Source organism: Pseudomonas sp. FSL R10-2189 (assembly GCF_009600325.1).
Lineage (GTDB): Bacteria > Pseudomonadota > Gammaproteobacteria > Pseudomonadales > Pseudomonadaceae > Aquipseudomonas > Aquipseudomonas helleri.
Window position 1 is genome coordinate 82952 of record NZ_WIVZ01000003.1, and the last position, 22135, is coordinate 105086.

Annotated in this window: 17 protein-coding genes; 9 read left to right on the forward strand and 8 right to left on the reverse strand. The window is 59.7% G+C overall.

Annotation, left to right across the window (positions count from 1 at the left end; genetic code table 11):
- Positions 1-64: 64 nt before the first annotated feature.
- Genes GHO32_RS03565 through GHO32_RS03575 form a run of 3 tightly spaced genes read right to left on the reverse strand, consistent with a single transcriptional unit; the run spans position 65 to position 2792 of the window.
- On the reverse strand, positions 65-934 hold the full coding sequence (locus GHO32_RS03565) for a rhomboid family intramembrane serine protease (protein WP_153332962.1): 870 nt from the start codon (positions 932-934) through the stop codon (positions 65-67).
- Positions 931-1902: a metallophosphoesterase gene (locus GHO32_RS03570; RefSeq protein ID WP_153332964.1), complete on the reverse strand. Its 972-nt coding sequence runs from the start codon at positions 1900-1902 to the stop codon at positions 931-933. The genes GHO32_RS03565 and GHO32_RS03570 overlap by 4 nt, the downstream gene beginning before the upstream one ends.
- Positions 1902-2792: an NAD(+) kinase gene (locus GHO32_RS03575; protein ID WP_153332966.1), complete on the reverse strand. Its 891-nt coding sequence runs from the start codon at positions 2790-2792 to the stop codon at positions 1902-1904. Before GHO32_RS03575 ends, GHO32_RS03570 begins: the two co-directional genes overlap by 1 nt.
- A gap of 99 nt (positions 2793-2891) precedes the next feature.
- On the opposite strand from GHO32_RS03575, the gene GHO32_RS03580 reads away from it, so the two are divergent.
- Positions 2892-3848, forward strand: coding sequence for a DUF1853 family protein (locus tag GHO32_RS03580; protein ID WP_153332968.1), 957 nt, complete (start codon positions 2892-2894; stop codon positions 3846-3848).
- A 92-nt stretch (positions 3849-3940) separates the two neighbouring features.
- The gene (locus GHO32_RS03585) at positions 3941-4486 is read left to right on the forward strand and encodes a cytochrome b (protein WP_153332970.1); all 546 of its coding nucleotides are present in this window, start codon (positions 3941-3943) and stop codon (positions 4484-4486) included.
- Between the two features lie 75 nt (positions 4487-4561).
- On the opposite strand, the gene GHO32_RS03590 is transcribed toward GHO32_RS03585, so the two are convergent.
- The gene (locus tag GHO32_RS03590; protein WP_153332972.1) at positions 4562-5485 is read right to left on the reverse strand and encodes a 1-aminocyclopropane-1-carboxylate deaminase/D-cysteine desulfhydrase; all 924 of its coding nucleotides are present in this window, start codon (positions 5483-5485) and stop codon (positions 4562-4564) included.
- 194 nt (positions 5486-5679) lie between these two features.
- Here GHO32_RS03590 and mrdA point away from each other — a divergent pair, with 194 nt between their 5' ends.
- A complete protein-coding gene (gene mrdA, locus GHO32_RS03595; protein WP_048370234.1) occupies positions 5680-7575 on the forward strand; it encodes a penicillin-binding protein 2 in 1896 nt (631 codons plus the stop codon).
- Between the two features lie 99 nt (positions 7576-7674).
- Here the strand turns inward: mrdA and GHO32_RS03600 are convergent, their stop codons facing one another.
- Positions 7675-9723 (reverse strand): c-type cytochrome, encoded by a 2049-nt coding sequence (locus tag GHO32_RS03600; RefSeq protein WP_153332974.1) that lies wholly within the window; start codon positions 9721-9723, stop codon positions 7675-7677.
- 267 nt (positions 9724-9990) lie between these two features.
- Between GHO32_RS03600 and GHO32_RS03605 the strand changes: the two genes are divergently transcribed.
- A complete protein-coding gene (locus tag GHO32_RS03605) occupies positions 9991-10986 on the forward strand; it encodes a GlxA family transcriptional regulator (RefSeq protein ID WP_153332976.1) in 996 nt (331 codons plus the stop codon).
- A 96-nt stretch (positions 10987-11082) separates the two neighbouring features.
- On the opposite strand, the gene GHO32_RS03610 is transcribed toward GHO32_RS03605, so the two are convergent.
- Together GHO32_RS03610 and GHO32_RS03615 are read right to left on the reverse strand one after the other, a co-directional pair.
- The gene (locus GHO32_RS03610; protein ID WP_153332978.1) at positions 11083-12423 is read right to left on the reverse strand and encodes an MFS transporter; all 1341 of its coding nucleotides are present in this window, start codon (positions 12421-12423) and stop codon (positions 11083-11085) included.
- 148 nt (positions 12424-12571) lie between these two features.
- On the reverse strand, positions 12572-13783 hold the full coding sequence (locus GHO32_RS03615; RefSeq protein WP_048370226.1) for a M24 family metallopeptidase: 1212 nt from the start codon (positions 13781-13783) through the stop codon (positions 12572-12574).
- A gap of 244 nt (positions 13784-14027) precedes the next feature.
- Here GHO32_RS03615 and GHO32_RS03620 point away from each other — a divergent pair, with 244 nt between their 5' ends.
- From GHO32_RS03620 to GHO32_RS03640, 5 genes are all read left to right on the forward strand, one after another.
- On the forward strand, positions 14028-14726 hold the full coding sequence (locus GHO32_RS03620) for a response regulator transcription factor (protein ID WP_153332980.1): 699 nt from the start codon (positions 14028-14030) through the stop codon (positions 14724-14726).
- The gene (locus tag GHO32_RS03625; RefSeq protein ID WP_153332982.1) at positions 14726-16075 is read left to right on the forward strand and encodes a sensor histidine kinase; all 1350 of its coding nucleotides are present in this window, start codon (positions 14726-14728) and stop codon (positions 16073-16075) included. The genes GHO32_RS03620 and GHO32_RS03625 overlap by 1 nt, the downstream gene beginning before the upstream one ends.
- 73 nt (positions 16076-16148) lie before the next feature.
- Entirely contained in the window at positions 16149-18389 is a 2241-nt protein-coding gene (locus tag GHO32_RS03630) for a TonB-dependent siderophore receptor (protein WP_153332984.1), read from the forward strand.
- 19 nt (positions 18390-18408) lie between these two features.
- Positions 18409-19290 carry an alpha/beta hydrolase gene (locus GHO32_RS03635; RefSeq protein WP_153332986.1) on the forward strand — a complete coding sequence of 294 codons (882 nt, stop codon included), beginning with the start codon at positions 18409-18411 and terminating at the stop codon, positions 19288-19290.
- A gap of 196 nt (positions 19291-19486) precedes the next feature.
- On the forward strand, positions 19487-20728 hold the full coding sequence (locus tag GHO32_RS03640; RefSeq protein ID WP_153332988.1) for an MFS transporter: 1242 nt from the start codon (positions 19487-19489) through the stop codon (positions 20726-20728).
- Here the strand turns inward: GHO32_RS03640 and GHO32_RS03645 are convergent.
- On the reverse strand, positions 20725-21915 hold the full coding sequence (locus GHO32_RS03645; RefSeq protein ID WP_153332990.1) for a sugar transporter: 1191 nt from the start codon (positions 21913-21915) through the stop codon (positions 20725-20727). The genes GHO32_RS03640 and GHO32_RS03645 overlap by 4 nt on opposite strands.
- Positions 21916-22135 lie beyond the last annotated feature (220 nt).

The following is a 22135-nucleotide window of genomic DNA, read 5'->3' on the forward strand; positions in this document are numbered from 1 at the left end:
AACCCCTGCAGGAGCGAGCTTTTAAAGATCAAAAGATCGCGAGCAAGCTCGCTCCTACACGGTCTTAAACCTGTTTGCGGCTGGCCCAAAGCCCGCCCAGCAAGCCGGTGAGGCAACCTATCAACAACCCGCCGACGTGGGCCGCGTTGGCGATTTCGCCAAAGCCGATCATCGACACCAGCCCGGACAGGCACAACGCCAACCACACCAGCATCATCACCAGCACGCCTTTGGGCAGGTGGTAAACCGGGTTGGGCGCCATCACCTGGTAAATCCACACATGCCCTAAAAGGCCGTACAGCACACCCGACAACCCGCCGAACAGGCTGGGCCCGCCAAACAGGTATTGGGCAAAGTTGGACACCAGGCTGAACAACAAGCTCAAGCCCACCAGATTGATGCTGCCCTGACGTATTTCAACCCGGCGCCCGAGTTCCCAGAACCACATGCCGTTCATGGCAATGTGCAGGACGCCAAAGTGGATAAACATCGGGGTGATCAAGCGCCACCATTGTCCGGAAGCAAGGCTTTGCGACAAGGGCGTGAATTCTACGTACTGACCATGAATATTGAAGCCGACAAAGGTCAATGCGCTCAAGGTGGACAGGTTGTCACCCAGTTGCGTAATCACCGCCACGATGATGCAGATCAGCAAGATCACAGCGGTGGCCGGGCTGGCCTTCAATTGCTGGGCAAAGCCGGGGCGGCCCATCGCCGCCGGGCGTTCGGCAACCGGGATCTGGTTATCAGGGTCGCCCAGCGGGAATTGCTCATACAGTCTGCGCACATCGCCAGCAATCTCGGAGGGCGCCCACAACACTTGCTCGCCCGCCTCTTCGCTGACCCGATGGGGCACTTGCATGCGCTTGAGCAACGCCACAAAGCCCGCAAGGTCGACCGAAATAGGTAAACGTAAAACCTCCACCACACTCATTGCACAGCCTCCGGGCGCTCTACATCCACCCATACAAACTTGGCGGGATCGAGCCGGGTTTCTTGATCAAGCCTGTAGGCCACTAATTTTCCGTAAAGCACCGCGCTGTAGTCCAGGCAGGCCAGGTTTGGCCGTATGGGCGCTGGCTCACCGCTGCGCCAATAGTGGCCGACAAACAACATCGGCTCATCGACGGGATAGCGCAGCAAGGTGCCTTTTTCTGTCGAAGACAACGGCTTTTGCGCCACGCGTTCAGGCAATGCGTCGGGTTGAAAGACAATATCGCCGTAGGTCTTGGGGTCGTCTTCCCAGAACTTGGTCCGGAAGAACGCCCGCGTCAGGCCGTCACCACCCGTCAGCGTCAGGCCATCCGGCAAGCGCATGTCAGTGCCGCGCAGCAGCCGGTTGAAAGCCAGATGAGCAAAACTGTCTGCGTACGCGGCCGCCTGCACAAACGGCTGATCAATACAGCCGTCAGGGTATTGGGCGCGCAGCGGGCTTATCACATCTGCATCCCAACAGGCGTGCACTACCCGGAAACGCCCGGCGTCGACAAACAGCGGCATGTCATAAAACCACTGCACAAAGTCGTGCCACTCGCCGGGGTACTGGGCGAACTGCTCAAGGGTTTCGTGGATCAGCCGGGTGTGCCGCGCGTTGTGTTCGCGCACATACTCTTTGCCACTGCCTGGCGGGGCCGGTGTGCACCAGCCCAGCGCGTTGAATTCATGGTTGCCCATCAGGCACAGCGCCTGACCGGTGCGGACCATGTCGTAAACGATATGCAGCGACTCGCGAATTCGCGGGCCGCGGTCAATGATGTCACCGAGAAACACCGCTATCCGTTGCGGGTGTCGCCAGATACCGGCGAGTTTGCGATAGCCCAGACGTTCCAGCAGGTGCTCAAGGGTATGAGCACAGCCATGCACGTCACCGATCAAATCGTAACTGCGCGCAGGATCGAGCATCAGTCGCTCCTACCGCCCAGTCGGCTGCCCCAGCCAAGCTTGGTCCGACACACTTCATAGTAGTTGTGGTCCAACGGGTGGATCAGACGCAGCTTTTGCGCCTTTTTGCTGACGGTGATGGTATCGCCCGGCGCACAGGTGAAATGGTTCTGACCATCGCACGAGACTTGCGGGTAGATCTGCATGTCCTTGGCCACGACGATCTTCAGCTCGCTGTTGCCATCGACCACAATCGGCCGGCTGCTCAGGGTGTGCGGGTACATCGGCACGATCACGATGGCATCCAGCTTGGGATGCATGATCGGGCCACCTGCCGACATGGCGTAAGCGGTAGAGCCGGTTGGCGTGGCGACGATCAGACCGTCAGCCTTCTGGCTGCAGACGAACTGGCCGTCGATGTGCATTTCGAATTCGATCATCCGCGTCGACTTGCCGGGGTGCAGCACCACGTCATTCAAGGCATCGCCCTGACCGATGGCTTCACCGTGGCGGCGAACTTCGGCTTGCAACAGAAAGCGGTTTTCGACCTTATAGTGGCCATCGAGCACTTCGGCGACCTTGACCTCCAGCTCATCCGGGCGGATATCGGTCAAAAAGCCCAGGCTGCCGCGGTTAATGCCCAGCACCGGGACATTGTGGCGGGCCAGTGCACGGGCCGCGCCGAGCAAACTGCCATCACCACCGACCACAATCACCATGTCACAGACTTCACCGAGCATCTTGCGCGAGGAGGTCTGCAAACCGTGCCCGGGCAATACCTCGGCAATGGTGTCTTCGAGGATCACGTGCATGTGCCGCTCAAGCAGGAATTTTTTCAGTCGGCGAACCGTATCGAGCACCTGAGAACTGCCCAAACGACCAATAATGCCGATATTACGAAATTGCTCCATGAGGCTCCTGCAAGGTTTTAGGCGTGCGAAAACAGCGATTATGGTCGAAACAGGACAATAGACAAAACCCTTTCAGGCTACGGGAGCTATGCTCGCACAATGATCCTCTTTCCCGACTTGCTCAACCTGCCCCGCCAATTACGTCACCCTGAGGTGCGTGATTTGGCGTGGGTGATCCTCGCCCCGCCCATGCTCAGCCAAACCCCGTGGCCGCAGCGCCACCCGCTGGCCGGCAGCGACTGGGTGCAAGCACCGGACCAACTGGAACACTGGTTGCGCACGCTGGACCAGCACAGCGAGCCGCTGCAGCAGTGGTTGGCATTGGCCACCACGCGCCGACTGGGGCGCTATTACGAGCGGCTCTGGCAGTTTGCCGTCGAGCATGCGCCGGGGGTAGAACTGCTCGCGGCCAACCTGCCGATCCGCTTGGGTGGCCACACCTTGGGTGAACTGGACCTGTTGCTGCGCGACCGTGACGGGGTTCACCACCTGGAACTGGCGATCAAGCTGTACCTTGGCCCGCAGCAGGCCGATGGCCGCGACCCCGGCAACTGGCTGGGCCCCGGCAGCAATGACCGCCTGGACCGCAAACTCAAGCACTTCAGCCAGCACCAACTGCCAATGTCCAACCGCCCTGAAAGCCGGGAGATCCTGGCCGGGCTGGATATTCAGACCTTCACTGCCAGCCTGTGGCTGGGCGGCTACCTGCTGTACCCGTGGCCGGGACATGCGCTGCCGCCAGCAGGCGCACACCCGCTGCATTTACGCGGGCGCTGGCTGCATCAACGTGATTGGCCCGCCTTTATCCACCAGAGCGCTGAAGGTTGCTGGCAACCCCTGCCCCGCCACGCCTGGCTGGCCCCGGCGCACGCAACGCCAGAAGGGTTATGGAGCAAACAACAACTCGACGTGTGGCTGGCCGAACTGCACACGCAGGCGCCGGCACAGCTAATGGTGCGCCTGGTTGAGAACGGCAGCGGCGACTGGGAAGAAGCCGAGCGTCTGTTTTTAGTGGCTGACCTGTGGCCCAACGTGCCCGGCAACCCTGAAAACTGACCCACCTCAGCTTTTTCCCTCGCAGGCGTATTACAGTGTGAGCACTCCGTCGAACAAGAACGGAGGCCAAACCTGAACCGTGAGGAAACCCCATGTCCTGGAAAAGCACCGCTGAGCGCTACAGTCGTGTCTCCATCGCCCTGCACTGGCTGATGGTGCTGCTGTTTGTATTGATTTACGCCTCGATTGAATTTCGCGGAATCTTCCCGAAAGACAGCGACGGTCGCAACATGATGAAGGACGCCCACTTTATGCTCGGCCTGACGGTTTTTGCACTGGTCTGGCTGCGGCTGCTGGCGCGAACCCTGGGCGTCGCGCCAAAAATCATCCCCACGCCCCCGGCTTGGCAAACCGCGCTGGCCACGTTGATGCACTGGGCGCTGTACCTGTTCATGATCGCCATGCCGGTGCTGGGTTATTTGATCCTCAGCCATAACGACAAGCCGGTGTTCTTCTATGGCCTCGACATCCCGCCCCTGACCGCGAAAAACGTAGACCTCGCCAAGCAAATAAAAGGCTGGCACGAACTGGGCGCAACCATCGGTTACTGGCTGATCGGCCTGCACGCCCTCGCCGGGCTCGGCCATCACTATCTGATCAAAGACAACACCCTGCTGCGCATGCTGCCTGAACGCTGATTTTCACGCCTTAGGGGTGAGCTGTCTTAAAGATCAAAAGATCGCGAGGCAAGCTCGCTCCTGCGGGGGTGGTGTTTACGAAGCGAAGGCAAATCCCCGGCGGCCTTGCAAGCCGCCGGTGTGCACAAATACCACTCGCTGACCACGACCGATGCGCCCCAGCTCAACCGCCGCTTTGAGCGCCATCAAGGCTTTGCCGGTGTAAAGAGGCTCCAGCGGCAAACCACTGGCTGCTTCGCTGGCCTGGATAAACGCCAGCAAATCTTCATCTACCTTGGCAAAACCGCCGCGACTGGCGTCGGTCAGTTCAAAGTTGCGCCCCACATGCCCCGCCGCTTGCAAAATTGCTTCGATTTGCGGCGCGACACCATGATCGTCCGGCACCGCCAAGGCGCCGTACACCTTGTGCTGCCCCGCCTCACCCAACACCAGGCCGGCCAGGGTGGTACCCGTACCGGCAGCCAACCACCAGGCGTCGTAGTCATCCCAACCCAGCGCCGCCAGTTGCTCACGCACCTGATGCACCAGGGTTATGCAGCCCCGCGCACCCGGCAGCCCACCGCCACCTTCTGGCACCGGCTGCAATCCCGGGTATTGCGCCTGCCAGGGCGCCCAAAAGCCCGGTGCATGCCGCGCCCGATAACCGGCAAAGCCCAGCCAATGCAGTTGCATGCCATAGCGTTCAAGGTCCAGCGTGGTCGGGGTCTGCTGCGGATGGCCGCGCAACAGACCGACTGTCGCAAAATCAAAGCGCTTGCCCGCCGCCGCAAGCGCATGCAAATGGTTCGAATGAACACCGCCCAGGCTGATCAAACCCCGTGCGCCTGCGGCGTGTGCGGCTGTCAGGTGCTCGGTGAGCTTGAACCACTTGTTGCCACTGATCAGTGGGTCGATCTGGTCCAGACGCAAGACGGCCACCTCGACACCGGCCTGTTGCAGCCAATCCAGGTGTAAGCTCTGCAACACTGCGCGCGGGCGCCAGTCAATCAAAGGCAACATCGCCATCGTTCCCCTAAAAGGAAGCGAGTTTACAGCAGCCCGCAGCCACAGCAGACTGTCGGCTTTGGTTGAACAACCGACCAATAAACCGACTTCAACCCGAGCTTCTTGGTAAGGTGTGCGCCGACTTTTGTTGCCCGTTATCGTCCTGCGGGCTGCTGCACTTTTGTTTACTGACATGAGACACCCGGAACATGCCCGAGCCGATCCCTCTTAAAGATCACGACACCGAGAAACGGCTGGTCAATAAAAGACTGATTGCGTGCGCCCTGTTGGTCCTGGCGATCAGTTGCACGCTGATCGGCCGCCTGTATTTTCTGCAAGTCACCGAGTTCGACTACAACTCCACCGTGTCTGAAAACAACCGGGTCCACGTGCTGCCCATCCCGCCGGAACGCGGCCTGATCTATGACCGCAACGGCGTGCTGCTGGCGGATAACCAGCCCAGCTTCAACATGACCATCACCCGCGAACGCGCTGGCGACACCGCCAAGGTGCTGGACAACGTGATGAGCATCCTGCACTTGCCGGAAGAAGACCGCGCGGTATTCACCAAGGCCATGAAGCAGGCCCGGCATCCGTTTGATCCCTCGACCCTGCTGTACGAGTTGACCGAAGAGCAAATCGCCCTGCTGGCGGTCAACCAGTACCGTTTGCCGGGCATTGATGTCGAAGCCCAGTTCGTACGCCATTACCCGCAGGGCGATCACTTTGCCCATTCGGTGGGCTATGTCGGGCGCATCAACGAGAAAGAAGCCAAGCAACTGGACCCCACCGAGTATCGTGGCACTCAGTCGATTGGCAAGACCGGCATCGAGCGCTTTTACGAGCACGAACTGCACGGCCAGGTGGGTTTTGAAGAAGTCGAGACCAATGCCCAGGGCCGGGTGATGCGCGTGCTGCGCCACCACGACGCAGTCGCGGGCAAGAACATTGTCCTGAGCCTGGATATCCACCTGCAAGAAGCCGCCGAAGAAGCCTTGGGCGACCGTCGCGGCTCCATCATCGCCATCGACCCGAAAACCGGTGAAGTGCTGGCGATGGTCAGCAAGCCCAGCTTCGACCCCAATCTGTTTGTGACTGGCATCAGTTCCAAGGATTACTCGGCCCTGCGTGACTCGGTCGACAAACCCCTGTTCAACCGGGCCTTGCGCGGCCTGTATGCACCGGGCTCGACGATCAAGCCTGAAGTGGCGATTGCCGGCCTGGACAGCGGTGTGATTTCTGCCTCGACTCGGGTCTTCGACCCCGGCTATTTCCAGTTGCCCAATGTTGACCACAAATACCGCAACTGGAACCACAGCGGCGACGGCTGGGTCGACTTGAATGCGGCGATCATGCGTTCCAACGACACCTACTTCTATGATCTGGCGTCCAAGCTGGGCATTGACCGCATGCACGACTACATGTCGATGTTCGGCCTGGGGCAGAAAGTCTCGATGGACATGTTTGAAGAGTCGTCGGGCTTGATGCCGTCCCGCGAATGGAAGCGCAGCACGCGCCGCCAGGCCTGGTTCCCCGGTGAAACGGTGATTCTGGGCATTGGTCAGGGCTACATGCAGGTCACGCCGCTGCAACTGGCACAAGCCACCGCGTTGATTGCCAACAAAGGCGTGTGGAACCGTCCGCACTTGGCCAAGACCATCGACAGCACCCCGCCGGTCGATGAAAACCCGATGCCTAACATCGTGCTGCACGACCCCAAGGAGTGGGAACAGGTCAACCACGCGATGCAGTTGGTGATGCATGACCCGCGCGGCATCGCACGGGCGGCGGCACAAGGCGTGCAATACCGGATTGCCGGTAAAAGTGGTACGGCGCAAGTGGTGGCGATCAAGCAAGGTGAGCGTTACGACCGTCTGAAAACCGCCGAGCGCAACCGTGACAACGCCTTGTTTGTTGGTTTTGCCCCGGCAGAAGACCCGCAAATCGTGATCTCGGTGATGATCGAAAACGGTGAAGCCGGTGGCCGTGTTGCCGGCCCGGTGGTGCGTAAAGTGATGGACGCCTGGTTGCTGGACAACCACGGCGTGCTCAAGCCGCAATACGCCAGCCCACAGGAAAAACCCCACACCACCCCGCACGTTTGACATCACGCACTGGCGAATACCCTGTAGGAGCGAGCTTGCCTCGCGATCTTTTGATCTTTTAAAAGATCGCGAGTCAAGCTCGCTCCTACACGGGTTTACTCAGTAGCGCGCATCCACCGGTTTACCGCCCTTTGGCCAGTCCTTGGCCTTGTCGACGAAGTCTGGCCGGGGTTTGTGCGAGAAGTACTCGGCCACGTCCACAGCGTCCTGATCTGACAAGCCGCCCTGCCCCAACGGGAATTTCTCGTGAAAGCCGATCGGCATGTTGCGCTTGACGAACGCCGCCGCCGTGTAGGTGCGCGCCATGCCCGCGCCAATATTGAACGAATCATCGCCCCACAACGGCGGGTACACATAGCTGCCATCGGCGTGCTTGAGGCCTTGGCCATCATCACCGTGGCACACTGCGCATTGCTGCGCATACACAACTTTGCCGTTGTCGACATTAGGCTTGATGCCCGGGTCGATCTTGCCGACCCCACGGCCCGCCACTTTATCGCCGGGGGCGGTGTTCATTTTCATCCAGTCGAAATACGCCACCATGGCCTGCATGTCAGGGGACGCGACCGGCAGCGGCTTGCCGTCCATCGAGCGGCGGAAACAGCCGTTGATCCGCTCCTCCAGGGTGATTTCCTTGCCAGCACGCGGCGCATAACCCGGAAAGAACGCGGACACGCCCACAAACGGCGAACCATCCGCCACAGTGCCCGCATTCAAGTGGCAACTGGTGCAATTGAGCGCATTGCCGACGTTGTCCGGGAGCAAAGCCTTGGTTTGCAGGTGAAGACGCATGCCGCGCACCACTTGATCGGCGTTGGATGCGCTCAACAGATTGGCCAGGCGCGGGGTTTCAAAGGCGCTGGAATCTGTGGTCTGCGGATCCAGTTGCTTGCGCATCTTGGCCACTTGCGCAGGCTTGATGGCTGCGGCGTCATTGCCCCAACTGCTGCGCACAAAGCTCAGGATTTCAGCGATTTCGGCATCGCTCAGTCTGGCAAAGCCGGGCATGGTGTAGACCCGCGGATGATCCGCCGTTTGCGCGGTTTGCCAGCCGGTCAGGGTGATATGCAACAGCGAGGTCGGGTTAGGCGAAAGGATGCTCGGGTTGCCATTCAAGGGCGGGAAGATACCTTTGACCCCGCCGCCGTCCGGGCGGTGGCAGTCGGCGCAGAACTGCGTATAACCCAACCCGCCACGGGTGCTGAACAAGGTATCAGGGGCAAGGGCCGGGGCGTTGGCCACTGCGAGCATCGGCAACTCGTCCTTGCCTGCTGGCAACGATTTCAAATAGCTGGCAATGGCCGTCAGGTCGGCATCGGTGAAATGCTGGGTGCTGTGGTGAATCACATCGACCATGTTGCCCGCGACTGTGGCAAAGCGGTTTTGCCCGGTCTTGAGCAATTGCACGGTGTCTTCCACGGTCCACAGGTTACGCAGGCTCAATGCTTGCCACTCTTCGACCGTCTCGCCGGCCAGGTAGTGCATGCCACTGCTGCCGACATCGCTCATGGCTTTTTCCTGGAAAGCCAGACCGCGTGGCGTATGGCATGAGCCGCAGTGCCCAAGCCCTTGCACCAAATAGGCGCCACGGTTGATCACGTCAGTCCTGGCCGGGTCAGGCACAAACGGCCGGGTATCGAGGAACATCATGTTCCACAACGCCAGGCCCCAGCGCTGATTGAACGGGAAGCTCATTGCAGATTCCAGGTTGGCGTTTTTGACCGGGGTTACGCCCTGCATCAGGTAGGCATACAAGTCCTGCATATCGCCTTCGCTCATGTTCGCGTAAGACGGATACGGCATGGCCGGGTACAGGTGTTGCCCGCTCGGGGTCACGCCTTTGCGCATCACCTCATCAAACTGTTCAAAGCTGTAGTTGCCAATACCGGTGTCACGGTCAGGGGTGATGTTGGTCGAGTAAATAGTCCCCATCGGGGTTTTCAGCGCCTGGCCGCCAGACATGGGCGCCGCGCCTTTTGCGGTGTGACAAGCGATGCAGTCACCCAGTTGGGCAACATACTGGCCGCGCTCGGTCTGCGTGGGTTCGGAGGCGCTGCCAACTGCCGGAGTCGGCTCATTGGCGCAGGCTGCAAAGGTACTCATCAGCGTCAGACCGGCTATGGCCAGACGCGGGAAGGTTAAAACCATGGCGTTATTCCTTTAAGGCGCCGACCTGGGGTGGACCCCTCGGTGCGGACCATTATTTTTATGAACTCCTCATGGGTGGTTGTACCTGATAACAAAATGACATCGCTTGACCCGGATCACACCACACGCCGCAAGCCACGCTTAACCGCTGGCATAACAAATGCTTGGCTAGGTTCCAGCGCATCACACGTTGCGCAATGGGCAATGCAACGAACTGCGAAAACCCCGACGCTAGACGCGTCCTGGAGCGTAAGAAGGAACCTTGGAATGCCAGCACCTGTTACAGACTCGTCGATTAATGTGCCCACGGCTAAAACCGTGGGTTTTTTAGTGATACCGAACTTCACCACTATCGGTTTTGCCTCGGCGATTGAGACCCTGCGCATGGCCAATATGGCGGCGCGGCGGGAGTTGTTCCGCTCGGTGATCATCGCCCCCAACCTGGACCCGGTGACCGCCAGCAACGGCATGCGCATCCTGCCCGACTACGCCATTGGCGATGCACCAAAACTGGACATATTGCTGGTGGTGGGCTCAAACCCGATTGTGTCTCACCTCAGCAGTCGCCCCTTGCTTAACTGGTTGCGCAAGCTGGCCCACGAAAAAGTCACCTTGGGGGGCATTTGTACCGGCAGTTACTGGCTCGCCCGTGCGGGCTTGCTCAAGGGCTATCGCTGCACCATCCATTGGGAAGACATTGAAACCCTCAAGGACCACTTCCCCGGGATCATCATTTCCAACCAGTTGTTCGAGATGGACCGCGATCGCTTCACCTGCTCCGGCGGCGTCGCGTCCATGGACATGACCTTGCAATTGATCGCCCGTGAACCGGGTGGCCGGGAGATCGCCGCCCACGCCGCTGAGCTGCTGTTGTGCGATCGGGCCCGTGGCGCACAAGAGCAACAGCGGGTGCCTTTGCGGCAAAAGCTGGGGACTTCGCAGCCCAAACTCAGCCAGGTGGTGGCGATTATGGAAGCCAACCTGGAAGAACCGGTCAGCCTTGAAGACCTGGCCCGATTCAATGACGTGTCGGTTCGCCAGCTGGAGCGCCTGTTCAACAAACACCTGCAACGCACGCCAAGCCAGTACTACCTGGAACTGCGTCTTGCCCGTGCCCGTACTTTGTTGCTGCGCAGCGAGTCGCAAGTACGCGACATCGCCCTCGCCTGCGGCTTTGTCTCGGCGGCGCATTTCTCCAAATGCTACAGCCGCCTGTTCGGCGTCTCGCCGGTTGGCGAGCGTAAGCAAGTGGCGTTGCATTGATCCCGCAGACGTAGAAGCGAGCTTGTATCGCGATCTTTTGACTGTTTAAAAGATCGCGAGGCAAGCTCGCTCCTACAGATACCCGCGCGGTTTTTGTTAATCCTGCAGTGCCTTGTACGCGGTCTCGCGGCTGGCGAGCATTGCGATCAAGGCCACGGCGGCTGCCGCCAACAAGTACCAGGCCGGGGCCATTTTGTTGCCCGTCAGCTGGATCAACCAGGTCGCGATAAACGGCGCGGTGCCGCCAAACACGGCATTGGCGATGTTAAAGCTGAAAGCGAAGCCGCTGAAGCGCACCCGCGTCGGGAAAATCTCGGCCAGGAAACACGGCAAGGTGCCGTCGTTCATCGCCAGAATCGCCCCGAAAGCAATCTGAATCATCAAAATCACCACCAGCGACGGGTTGCCGAGCATTCCGAACAGCGGAAACGTCAGCAGCAAAAACAGTACCGATGCCGCCACCAGCATGGTCTTGCGACCAAACCGATCGGACATTTTGCCCATCAAAAAGATCAAGCCGATGTAGGTCGCCAAAGACACGGTAGAAGCGATAAATGAATCGCTTTCACTCATGCCCATTTCTGTCGACAGGTACGTCGGCATGTAACTGAGCAGCAGGTAAAACGCCACGGCATTCAAGCACGTCACGCCGATGCCGATGACCACCGCACGGCGATGCACCGTGAGCAACTCGCGAATCGGCGCGTGGGTCGCGCATTCCTTGGCCTCCAGGCGTTTTTCCATCTCCAGGAACTTGGGGGAATCCTGCAAGCTGACGCGGATATAACGCCCGACCAGACCAAACGGCGCGGCCAGCAAGAACGGTAAGCGCCAGCCCCAGTCATGGAGGTTTTCGACGGTCATGAGCGCATGCAGACCCGCGACAAATACCGCACCGAACAACAGCCCGGCGGCGGTGCTCGCCGGGACAATGCTGGTGTAAAAGCCGCGTTTGCCCTGAGGGGCGTACTCGGCCAAAAACGCCGAAGCCCCCGCGTACTCACCGGAGGCCGAAAAACCCTGCACCAGCCGAATCAACAACAGCAGCGCCGGAGCCCACAGACCGATGTGGTTGTAACCCGGCAACAAACCAATACAGAAGGTCGAGACAGTCATGATCAGAATCGACCAGGCCAAGGCGCTGCGACGCCCGTATTTGTCGCCAAAATGGCCCCATACCAGCCCGCCGATGGGACGCACGATAAACGACAGCGCAAACACCGCGAAGGTTGCCAGCAGACCGGTTGCCGCATCGGTCTGCGGGAAAAACGTCAAGGCGATGATGGTCGCCAGATAGCCATAAGCGGCGTAATCAAACCACTCGACAAAATTGCCCAGAAAACTGGCGGTGGCGGCGCGGCGCAAGGCCTTGCGTTCACTGCTGAGTTCGAGCTGTTGTTCGGCGGTCAGGGAAAGCGTGGACGAGACGGTGGACATGACAAATACCCTCATTGTGTTCTTGTTGGCAGGGGTAATGGGTCAGAAACACTGCGCGTCTAAGGCGCGCATGCGTTGAGAAGGCCTTTGTAGTCGCTGCCGCAGGCTGCGATGGGTTGCGCAGCCTGCGGCAGCGGATACAAGTGTTTTATTTCTTGATGATGTTGTGCTGCGGGCCATACGGGAAATGGGTGATGTTTTCACCGCCCTGTTCGTTCACGATCAAAATGTCGTGTTCGCGATAACCGCCGGCACCGGGGCGGCCTTCGGGAATCATGATCATCGGCTCGATCGAGACCACCATGCCTGGCTCCAGCACCGTGTCGATGTCTTCACGCAGCTCCAGCCCAGCTTCACGCCCGTAGTAATGGCTCAAGGTGCCAAACGAATGGCCGTAACCAAAGGTGCGATATTGCAGCAAATCGTGTTCCAGAAAGATCTCATTCAACTGCCGGGCAATGTCCGAGCAGCGCATGCCCGGCTTGATCAGCTTTAGCCCGGCCTCGTGCACCTTGACGTTCACTTCCCACAGGCGCAGGTGTGCGTCAGAGCAATGATCCAGGAACAACGTACGCTCCAGGGCGGTGTAGTAACCGGCAATCATCGGGAAGCAGTTAAGGCTTAGAATGTCGCCTTTGTTGACCTTGCGGGTGGTCACCGGGTTGTGTGCGCCATCGGTGTTGATGCCGGACTGAAACCAGGTCCAGCTGTCCATCAATTCAGAGTCCGGGAAGGTGCGGGCAATTTCCCGGACCATGGCCTGGGTCGCATGCAGCGCCACTTCGTATTCCGGCACCTGATCAGCCAAGGCCTCGACAACCGCCGCCCCGCCGATATCGGCGATACGCGCGCCATGGCGAATAATCGCGTGTTCTTCGGCCGATTTGATCATGCGCAGGCGCATGCAGGGTGCGGCGATGTCGACAAACTCCGCTTGCGGGTAACGGCTGGCGAGCTTGTCGCGATTGAGCAAATTCATGTGATCGAATTCGATCCCGATGCGCCCGGCCTTGGGCAACGCTTGCTGGATGGCGACAAAGTAGTTGTCGCGCTGCCAGTCGGTGTAAACGATGTTGTCAGTGCCCATGGTCCGGCGCCAGGGCTGGCCGCCATCGATGTTGGCGCTGATGGTCACCACGCGGTCCTGCGTGACAACCAGTGCGTAGTTACGGCCAAACGAGCAGTACAGGAAATCACTGTAATAGTTGAGGTTGTGGTACGAGGTAAACACCGCGGCATCGATATTGTTCTGCGCCATGTAGGCACGCAGCTTGGCCTGGCGATGGGCGTACTCCTGGGCCGAGAACGTTGGGGTGACTTTTTCGCCGTTCTTGATCTGGATGGTTTTAGGCATTTGCATGTCAGGTACCCTTGTCGTTGATCGCACTTGAAAGCCGCCTGCGGGGCCGGCCGTTGAGGATCATTCGAACAGAAGCAAGACCGCCCTTTTTGTGCGAATCCGACCTGTAGTTGATCAGATCCGCTGTGCATCCACCGGGCTAGACAGATGACAACGGTCATCCTGTCCGTCATAGCAATTGCGCAGCATCGGTATTAGTGGGATATTCGCGAATGTGAAATATTCTCATTGATACCTTTCTCCTATGCCTAGCCCCACCCACCTGCTGCTGGTCGAAGACGATTTCCGGCTTCGCCACGACCTCGAACGTCATCTGTTGCAGCGCGGCTTTGCCGTCACCAGTTGCCCGGATGGCATTCAGGGCCTCAACGCCCTGCAACAACGCTCTTTTGATCTGGTGCTGCTGGATATCATGTTGCCGGGCATCGACGGCTTGTCACTGCTCGAAGCCCTGCGCAGCCAGCAAAATGTGCCGGTGATGCTGATGTCGGCCCTGGGCAATGAACAGGACCGCATCACCGGCTTTACCCGTGGTGCCGATGATTACTTGCCCAAACCCTTTAGCCTGGCCGAACTCGACGCGCGCACGGATGCGCTGCTGCGGCGCATGGCCATGTTCAAGCCACCTGCGGTTGAGCGTGAGTACGGCTCAATGATCTTTGATGAGAGCGCCCAGGATGTGCTGCACAACGGCGAACTGGCCGGGCTTACCGGTTCTGAGTTTCGCCTGCTGCTCACCCTGCATGAACACGGCGGCGAACCCTTGAGCAAGGCGTTTTTATATCAGCAGGTGTTGCACCGTATCTACACGCGACTGGACCGTGGCCTCGATGTGCACGTGTGCAATGTCCGGCGCAAGCTGGCGGCGATCGGCGCGCAGCATATTCAGATCCAGTCGATACGCGGCCAGGGCTATATTCTGGTCGACACGGAAAAACACTGATGCGCCGTCACCCCTTGCTGTGGAAGCTGGCGCTGATACAAGTCAGTTTTTGTTTGCTGCTGACCTGGATCATCTGGATCTGGGGCCTGTCGACTGAACGCCAGACCTACTTTCTGACGCCTGAAGAGCGCGATTACCTGGCCGAGTATGCCCAGCAAGCCGAAGACATTTGGCAGCAGCAGGACCGTGACGCACTGCAGCGCTTTACCCGTCAAGTCGCCGCCAAAGAGAACACCTGGGTCACGGTGCTGGGGCCGCACCTGGAAAGCTTAAGCAACACCCCGCTGACGCCCGAGATTTATCGCCAGCTGACCTTTATGCGCCAACTGCATTGGCCCATGAGCCGACGCCTGCAGGACGAACTGCCTTATGTCAGCATTCCGTTCCCCACGCATCCCGAGCAAGGACAGTTGGTTATCCAATTGCCCGAACGCCTGTTGCCCAGCGGCCTCACGCCGTGGACCCATGTGCTCAGTCACGGCGTGATGCCGACCTTGCTCGCCGCACTGCTCGGCCTGCTGCTGTATCGAAATCTGGTGGTGCCGCTCAATCGCTTGCGCGATCGCGCCGATGCCTTGCGCGCAGATGATCTGGACAGCGAAGTGCCTTTGCCGTTGATCAAGCGCCGCGATGAGTTGGGCGAGCTGGCTCAAGCCTTCGAACACATGGCCAGCCGCTTGCGCCAAAGCCTGAATCAGCAGCGCTTGTTGTTACGCACCCTGAGTCACGAATTGCGCACACCGCTGGCACGTCTGCGCATCGCCCATGACAGCCAGTTACCGGCGCAGCAGTTGCGCCAGCGACTGGAGCGCGAAATCGACGACATGCAGCGCTTGCTCGAAGACACCCTTAACCTGGCCTGGATGGACACCGAGCGCATGCAACTGCCCAGCGAGCCAGTGCTGGTGCTGTCGGTGTGGGAAGCCTTGTGCGAAGACGCCTGCTTTGAAAGTGGCTGGTCAGCCGAACGCTTGCCTTGCCTGTTGGGCACCGAGTGTTATGTGCAAGTGCACCTCGACAGCCTGGCTCAGGCCCTGGAAAACCTGTTGCGCAACGCCATTCGCTATTCGCCGCCAGATAGCAACGTCACCCTCAGCGGCTGGCGCGAAGGCGATGCCTGGCATTTGTGCCTTCAAGATCAGGGGCCCGGCGTGGCAGAAGAAGACCTGCCCAACCTGTTTGTGCCTTATCAGCGCCTAAAAGGTTCGATCGGCGAAGGGTTTGGCCTGGGCCTGGCCATTGCCCAGCGCGCCATCGAGCTACAACAAGGGCGCCTGTGGGCGACTAACGGCGAGACCGGTTTGTGCATGCACCTGTTACTGCCCGCCCAGAAGTGTTTAGAAAGTTAATGCGCTTTACTCTCAATTAGCAGTCATTATCATTCGTGATCTTCTTGTATCTGGTTGTCTCGGAGATCACCCGATGTCGTTACATGCGCTGCGCCCTTTCGCCCCTTTTGTGTTATCCAGTTGCTGGCTGCTGACCAGCTCCGTTCAGGCTGCGACTCAGGACACCACGCCTGCGGCGCTGGAACTCGAAAACACCAACGTCGTCGCCACGGCCCTGGAAGAAACCAAGCAGATGCCCGGTGTGTCGATCATTACCGCAGAAGACATCAAAAAGCGCCCTCCGGCCAATGACCTGTCACAGATCATTCGCACCATGCCGGGGGTCAACCTGACGGGCAACTCCACCAGCGGCCAGCGCGGCAACAACCGCCAGATCGACATCCGTGGCATGGGCCCGGAAAACACCCTGATTCTGGTGGATGGCAAGCCGGTCAACAGCCGTAACTCTGTGCGTTATGGCTGGCGCGGTGAGCGGGACAGCCGTGGAGACACCAACTGGGTGCCGGCCGATCAGGTCGAGCGCATTGAGGTATTGCGTGGCCCGGCCGCTGCGTTGTATGGCAACGGTGCTGCTGGCGGTGTGGTCAATATCATCACCAAACAGCCGGGGGCTGAAACCCACGGCGAGGCCACGGTCTACAGCAACTTCCCGACCCACAAGGATGAAGGCGCCACCGAGCGCATGAGTTTCGGCCTCAACGGCCCGCTGACCGAGAACCTGAGCTATCGGGTGTACGGCAACATCGCCAAGACCGACCCGGATGACTGGGACATCAACCAGGGCCACGAGTCGCTGCGCACCGGCAACCAGGTCGGCACCCTGCCCGCTGGCCGTGAAGGCGTGCGCAACAAAGACGTGAACGGCTTGCTGAGCTGGCACCTGACCCCGCAGCAGACTCTGGAGTTCGAAGCGGGCTTCAGCCGCCAGGGCAACATCTATACCGGCGACACGCAAAACACCAACAGCAACGCTTACGTAAAAAGCCTGCTGGGCCATGAAACCAACCGAACTTACCGCGAGACCTATGCGCTGACCCATCGCGGTGAATGGGATTTCGGCAGCAGCATGGCCTACCTGCAATACGAGAAAACCCGCAACACGCGGATCAACGAAGGCTTGGCCGGGGGTACCGAAGGCATCTTCAGCAACAGCGGTTTCTACACCGCCGTACTCAAGGACCTGACCGCCCATGGCGAGCTTAACTTGCCATTGCACGCGGGGCTGAATCAGACCTTGACCCTGGGCACCGAGTGGACCCAGCAAAAACTCGATGACCCCAGCGCCAACACCCAACTGACAACCGAAGGAGGCGCAGTTCCGGGCTTGACCAGCACCAACCGCAGCACCAGCTCTTCTGCGCAGATTTTCTCGCTGTTTGCGGCCGACAATATCGAGCTGCTGCCCGGCACCATGCTGACCCCGGGCTTGCGCCTGGATCACCACAGCATCGTGGGCAACAACTGGAGCCCATCGCTCAACCTGTCACACGAATTGACCAACACCGTAACCCTTAAAGCCGGTATCGCCCGCGCCTACAAGGCACCCAACCTGTACCAGTTGAACCCGGACTATCTGCTGTATAGCCGCGGCCAGGGTTGCTACGGGCAAACAACCAGTTGCTACCTGCAAGGCAACGCCGACCTCAAGGCTGAAACCAGCGTCAACAAAGAGCTGGGCATTGAGTACAACAACGAAGGCGTTGTCGCGGGTTTGACCTACTTCCGCAACGACTACAAAAACAAGATCGAATCCGGCCTGTCGCCAATCGGCCACGCCGTGGGCGGTACCGGCGACTATGCCAATGCCGGAATCTATCAGTGGGAAAACGTGCCCAAGGCTCTGGTTGAAGGCCTTGAAGGCACCCTGACTTTGCCGCTGTCAGCGCAAGTGACCTGGACCAACAACTTCACCTACATGCTGCAATCGAAAAACAAGGAGACCGGTGATTACCTGTCGGTGACCCCGCGTTACACCCTGAACTCGATGCTGGACTGGCAGGCCACCCAGGACCTGTCGCTGCAAGCCAGCGTGGCCTGGTACGGTAAACAGACGCCGAAAAAATTCGATTACCATGGCGAACGCGTCACGGGGACGTCCAACAACCAGCTGGCACCTTACGCCATCGCCGGGATCAGCGGCACCTACGCCATCACCCGTAACCTGAGCATCACCGCAGGCGTCGAGAACCTGTTTGACAAGCGCTTGTACCGCGAAGGCAACGCCCAAGGTGTGGCCAATATCGAAGGCGCCGGTGCCGCAACTTACAACGAACCGGGCCGTACGCTGTTCACCAGCCTGACCGCGTCGTTCTGAGCCATAACGAGATCGCCTGATGAGAACGAAAATCCTCCCTCTGGCGCTACTGCTTGCACTGGCCCTGCCCGTGCAAGCAGCTCAGGCCCGACCTGCGCCTGACCAGCCCATGGACACCAGCCTGCTGCAGCGCAAAGACCTGAAATACAGCTTCAGCTCGCTACTGCTGGACTCGGCCGATGGCCAGCGCCACTACCAACTGTGGATTGGTCGCCCCGCCAGCGCAGCGCCCAAAGACGGCTATCCGGTGGTCTGGATGCTCGATGGCAATGCCGCAATGGGCGCGCTGGATCCTCAGTTGCTCAATACGTTGGCGGACGGAAAAGCGCCGCTGCTGGTGGCCATCGGTTACCAGACGCCGTTACGCATTGAGCGCAACGCCCGCACCTATGACTACACCCCGAACAGACCGGGCGCCGCCCGGCAAACAGACCCGCTGACCGAGCAACCCAGCGGCGGTGCTGACGTCTTCCTCGACCTGCTGCGCGAGCGCATGCGCCCGGCGGTTGCCGCCCAGGCGCCGATCAATCTGCAACAGCAAACCTTGTGGGGCCACTCGTATGGCGGCCTGTTGGTGCTGCACGCCCTGCTCAACCGGCCGGGCGAGTTTGCACACTACGCCGCGGCAAGCCCGTCTTTGTGGTGGACCGACATCAACGTGGATGCGGGCTTCAAACAGCGCCTTAAGGGGCAGCAGCCGCACCTGCTATTGATGCGTGGCACTGCCGAACCCGGCAACCCGCGCGGGCCGCGTGTCGGGCAACCGGATCAGCGCATGCAAACGCTCAAAAGCCAATTGAACGGCCTGCCGGGGCTGAGCGTCGACTACCACTCCTTTGAGGGCATGAGTCACGGCGAAACCCTGCCCGCCTCGTTGCGTTTCGTGCTGCAAGCCCTCTGACCATTCCCCAAACCGTAGGAGCGAGCTTGCCTCGCGATCTTTTAAAAGATCAAAAGATCGCGAGACAAGCTCGCTCCTACACAAAGAGATATGCGCAAACTCATTCCTACTCGGAATCCACTCTATAAAAAACATGAATTTTATTTATGGCATGCCTTTGTTTATCTTCACCTGACCTCCATCACCGGGCACAGCCATGACCAGCCAAGCACACTCGAACCCGCTGAATGAAGCTCCTGTCGAGGTCAACTGGCAGCGCAACCTGGCTGTGAGTGTGTTCGGCGCGTTCACCACGATTATTGCCATGACCCTGTTGCTGCCCTTTCTGCCGTTGTATGTCGAGCAACTGGGGGTCAGCGATCCGGCGGCTATCGTGCAGTGGTCTGGCATCGCCTTTGGCGCAACGTTTTTGACGGCAGCCCTGACGGCACCGTTGTGGGGCCGCCTGGGGGATCGCTACGGGCGCAAGTTGATGCTGATTCGCGCAAGCCTGGGCATGGCCATCGCCATGTCATTGATTGGTCTGGCTGAAAACATCTACCAACTGGTCGGCTTGCGGCTGTTGGCCGGTTTGCTCGGTGGCTACGCGTCGGGGGCAACCATCCTGGTGGCCACGCAAACGCCTAAAGCCCGCTCGGGTTGGGCGCTGGGCATGCTGGCGTCGGGGATCATGGCCGGTAACCTTACCGGGCCGCTGATTGGCGGCTTGCTCCCGCCGTTGGTGGGCATCCGCAACACCTTCTTTCTGGCCGGCGGCCTGATCTTTATCACCTTCCTCGCCACGTTGTTCCTGATGAAAGAAGTGCCCCGCAACAAGCCTGCCGCCGGTACGCCTAAAGCGACAGCAGCTAGCGCGTGGAGCGCAATCCCGGACAAACGCCCGGTCGTGACCATGTTTGTCGTGGCGGGCCTGATGATGTTCGCGATCATGTCCATTGAACCCATCATCACCGTGTACTTGATCCAGTTGCACACCCAGGATGTCACCCTGATGGCGGGCGTGGTCATGTCCGCCACCGCGCTGGCCAGCGTTTTGTCCGCGTCGCGGGTGGGTAAATTGGCCGATCGCATTGGCCACTGGAAAGTCGTCACGGGATGCATGAGCGTGGCCGCCCTGCTGCTGATTCCTCAGGCGTTCGTGACCAATGAGTGGCAGCTTGTGGGGCTGCGTTTTCTGATGGGGTTGGCGCTGGGCGGATTACTGCCGGGGATCGCCGCGATCATTCGCCACGCTGTGCCCGACAAAGTCGCCGGGCACATGCTCGGCTACTCAACGTCCTGCCAGTACATCGGCCAGGTGCTCGGGCCATTGACCGGCGGTTTTGTCGGCGGGCATTTCGGCATGCCCGCCGTGTTCATCATCACCTGCGTGTTGATGGCAGGCTGTGCTGCGGTAATGCTCGCCCTGCGCCCCCGCCACTCAGTTCAAGCGCATTAAGGGGCATTCGCGGCTTCTGAACGGGCAACCCGGTACATCGTCCATGTGTAGGCGGCCAGGGCCAGCCCGGCCAGCGTGCCGCCGATCAAACCGATGTACGAGAACCCCAAGTGGCTGCCGACCCAACTGCCCAGCAGCGCACCGCCGCCGATACCGATGTTATAGATGCCCGAGAACATCGCCATGGCCACGTCAGTGGCATCCGGCGCCAGGGTCAGCACTTTCGATTGCAGGGCCAGACCAAAGCCCATGATCGACATGCCCCAGATAATGCTCAGGACACTCAACGACTCGACCCAACCACTGGCCGGCAACAGCAGGAGCAGGCACAGCGCCAGCAAGCCGATGGCGATCAGCAGGAACAGGTGCGGGTTGTATTTGTGGAACAGGCTGAAGCACAGCGAGCCAATGATCCCGGCACCACCGAACAACAACAGGGTGGTGGTCACGATGGTGCCGCTCATGCCCGCCACGCTCTGCACGAACGGCTCGATGTAGCTGTAAGCGGTGAATTGCGCCGTGATCACCACTGCAGTCAGCACGTAAACCGCCACCAGCGCAGGCCGCCTGAACAATACCGGCAAGCTTCTCAGCGATCCCGAGTTCTGGCTCGGCAGCAGCGGCAAGGTCTTGAACAACCACAGCACCAACAAGGACGCCAACCCGGCGATCACCAGGAACGTGGTGCGCCAGCCCATCGCCTCACCCAGCAAACGACCCAGCGGCACACCCAGGACCATGGCCAGCGAAGTGCCAGTAGCGAGCAAACCCAATGCCTGCACCTGCTTGCCTTCCGGGGCCATGCGCACGGCCAGGGATGCAGTGATCGACCAAAACAGCGCATGGGACAAGGCCACGCCGATCCGGCTGAGCAGCAAAATGCCGAAATGGGTGGCGACGCTGGACAGCAAGTGGCTGGCGATAAAGATGCCGAACAACGACAGCAGCAGCTTTCGGCGCTCGACGTTACGCGTCAGCAGCATGATCGGTAGCGAGGTCAGGGAGACCACCCACGCGTAGATCGTCAGCATCAGCCCGACGCTGGCGGTGGTCATGTCGAAGCTGGCGCCAATGGCGCTCAGCAAGCCGACGGGGACAAATTCAGTGGTATTGAACACAAAGGCGGCCAGCGCCAATGCGATGACAGGTTGCCAATTTGCCTGAGGTGTTGCGCCATGGCTGCTCATTTATAGGGTGTTCTACTCGCATTCGGGAAGCTGACAGGTTCTTTTTGCTGCACTGGCGGTCACGCGCTGCACACACAACACGCCCCGGTGCCAGAAGCATAGCCAGAACCACACGGGGCGGCATTCTATAGCGTTCTTGTCGGTATGACGGTGAACATCGAGTGACGCCTGCGAGACATTTAGCCGCACGGGGGGGCCACAGCACAAAGCATCCGCTCAA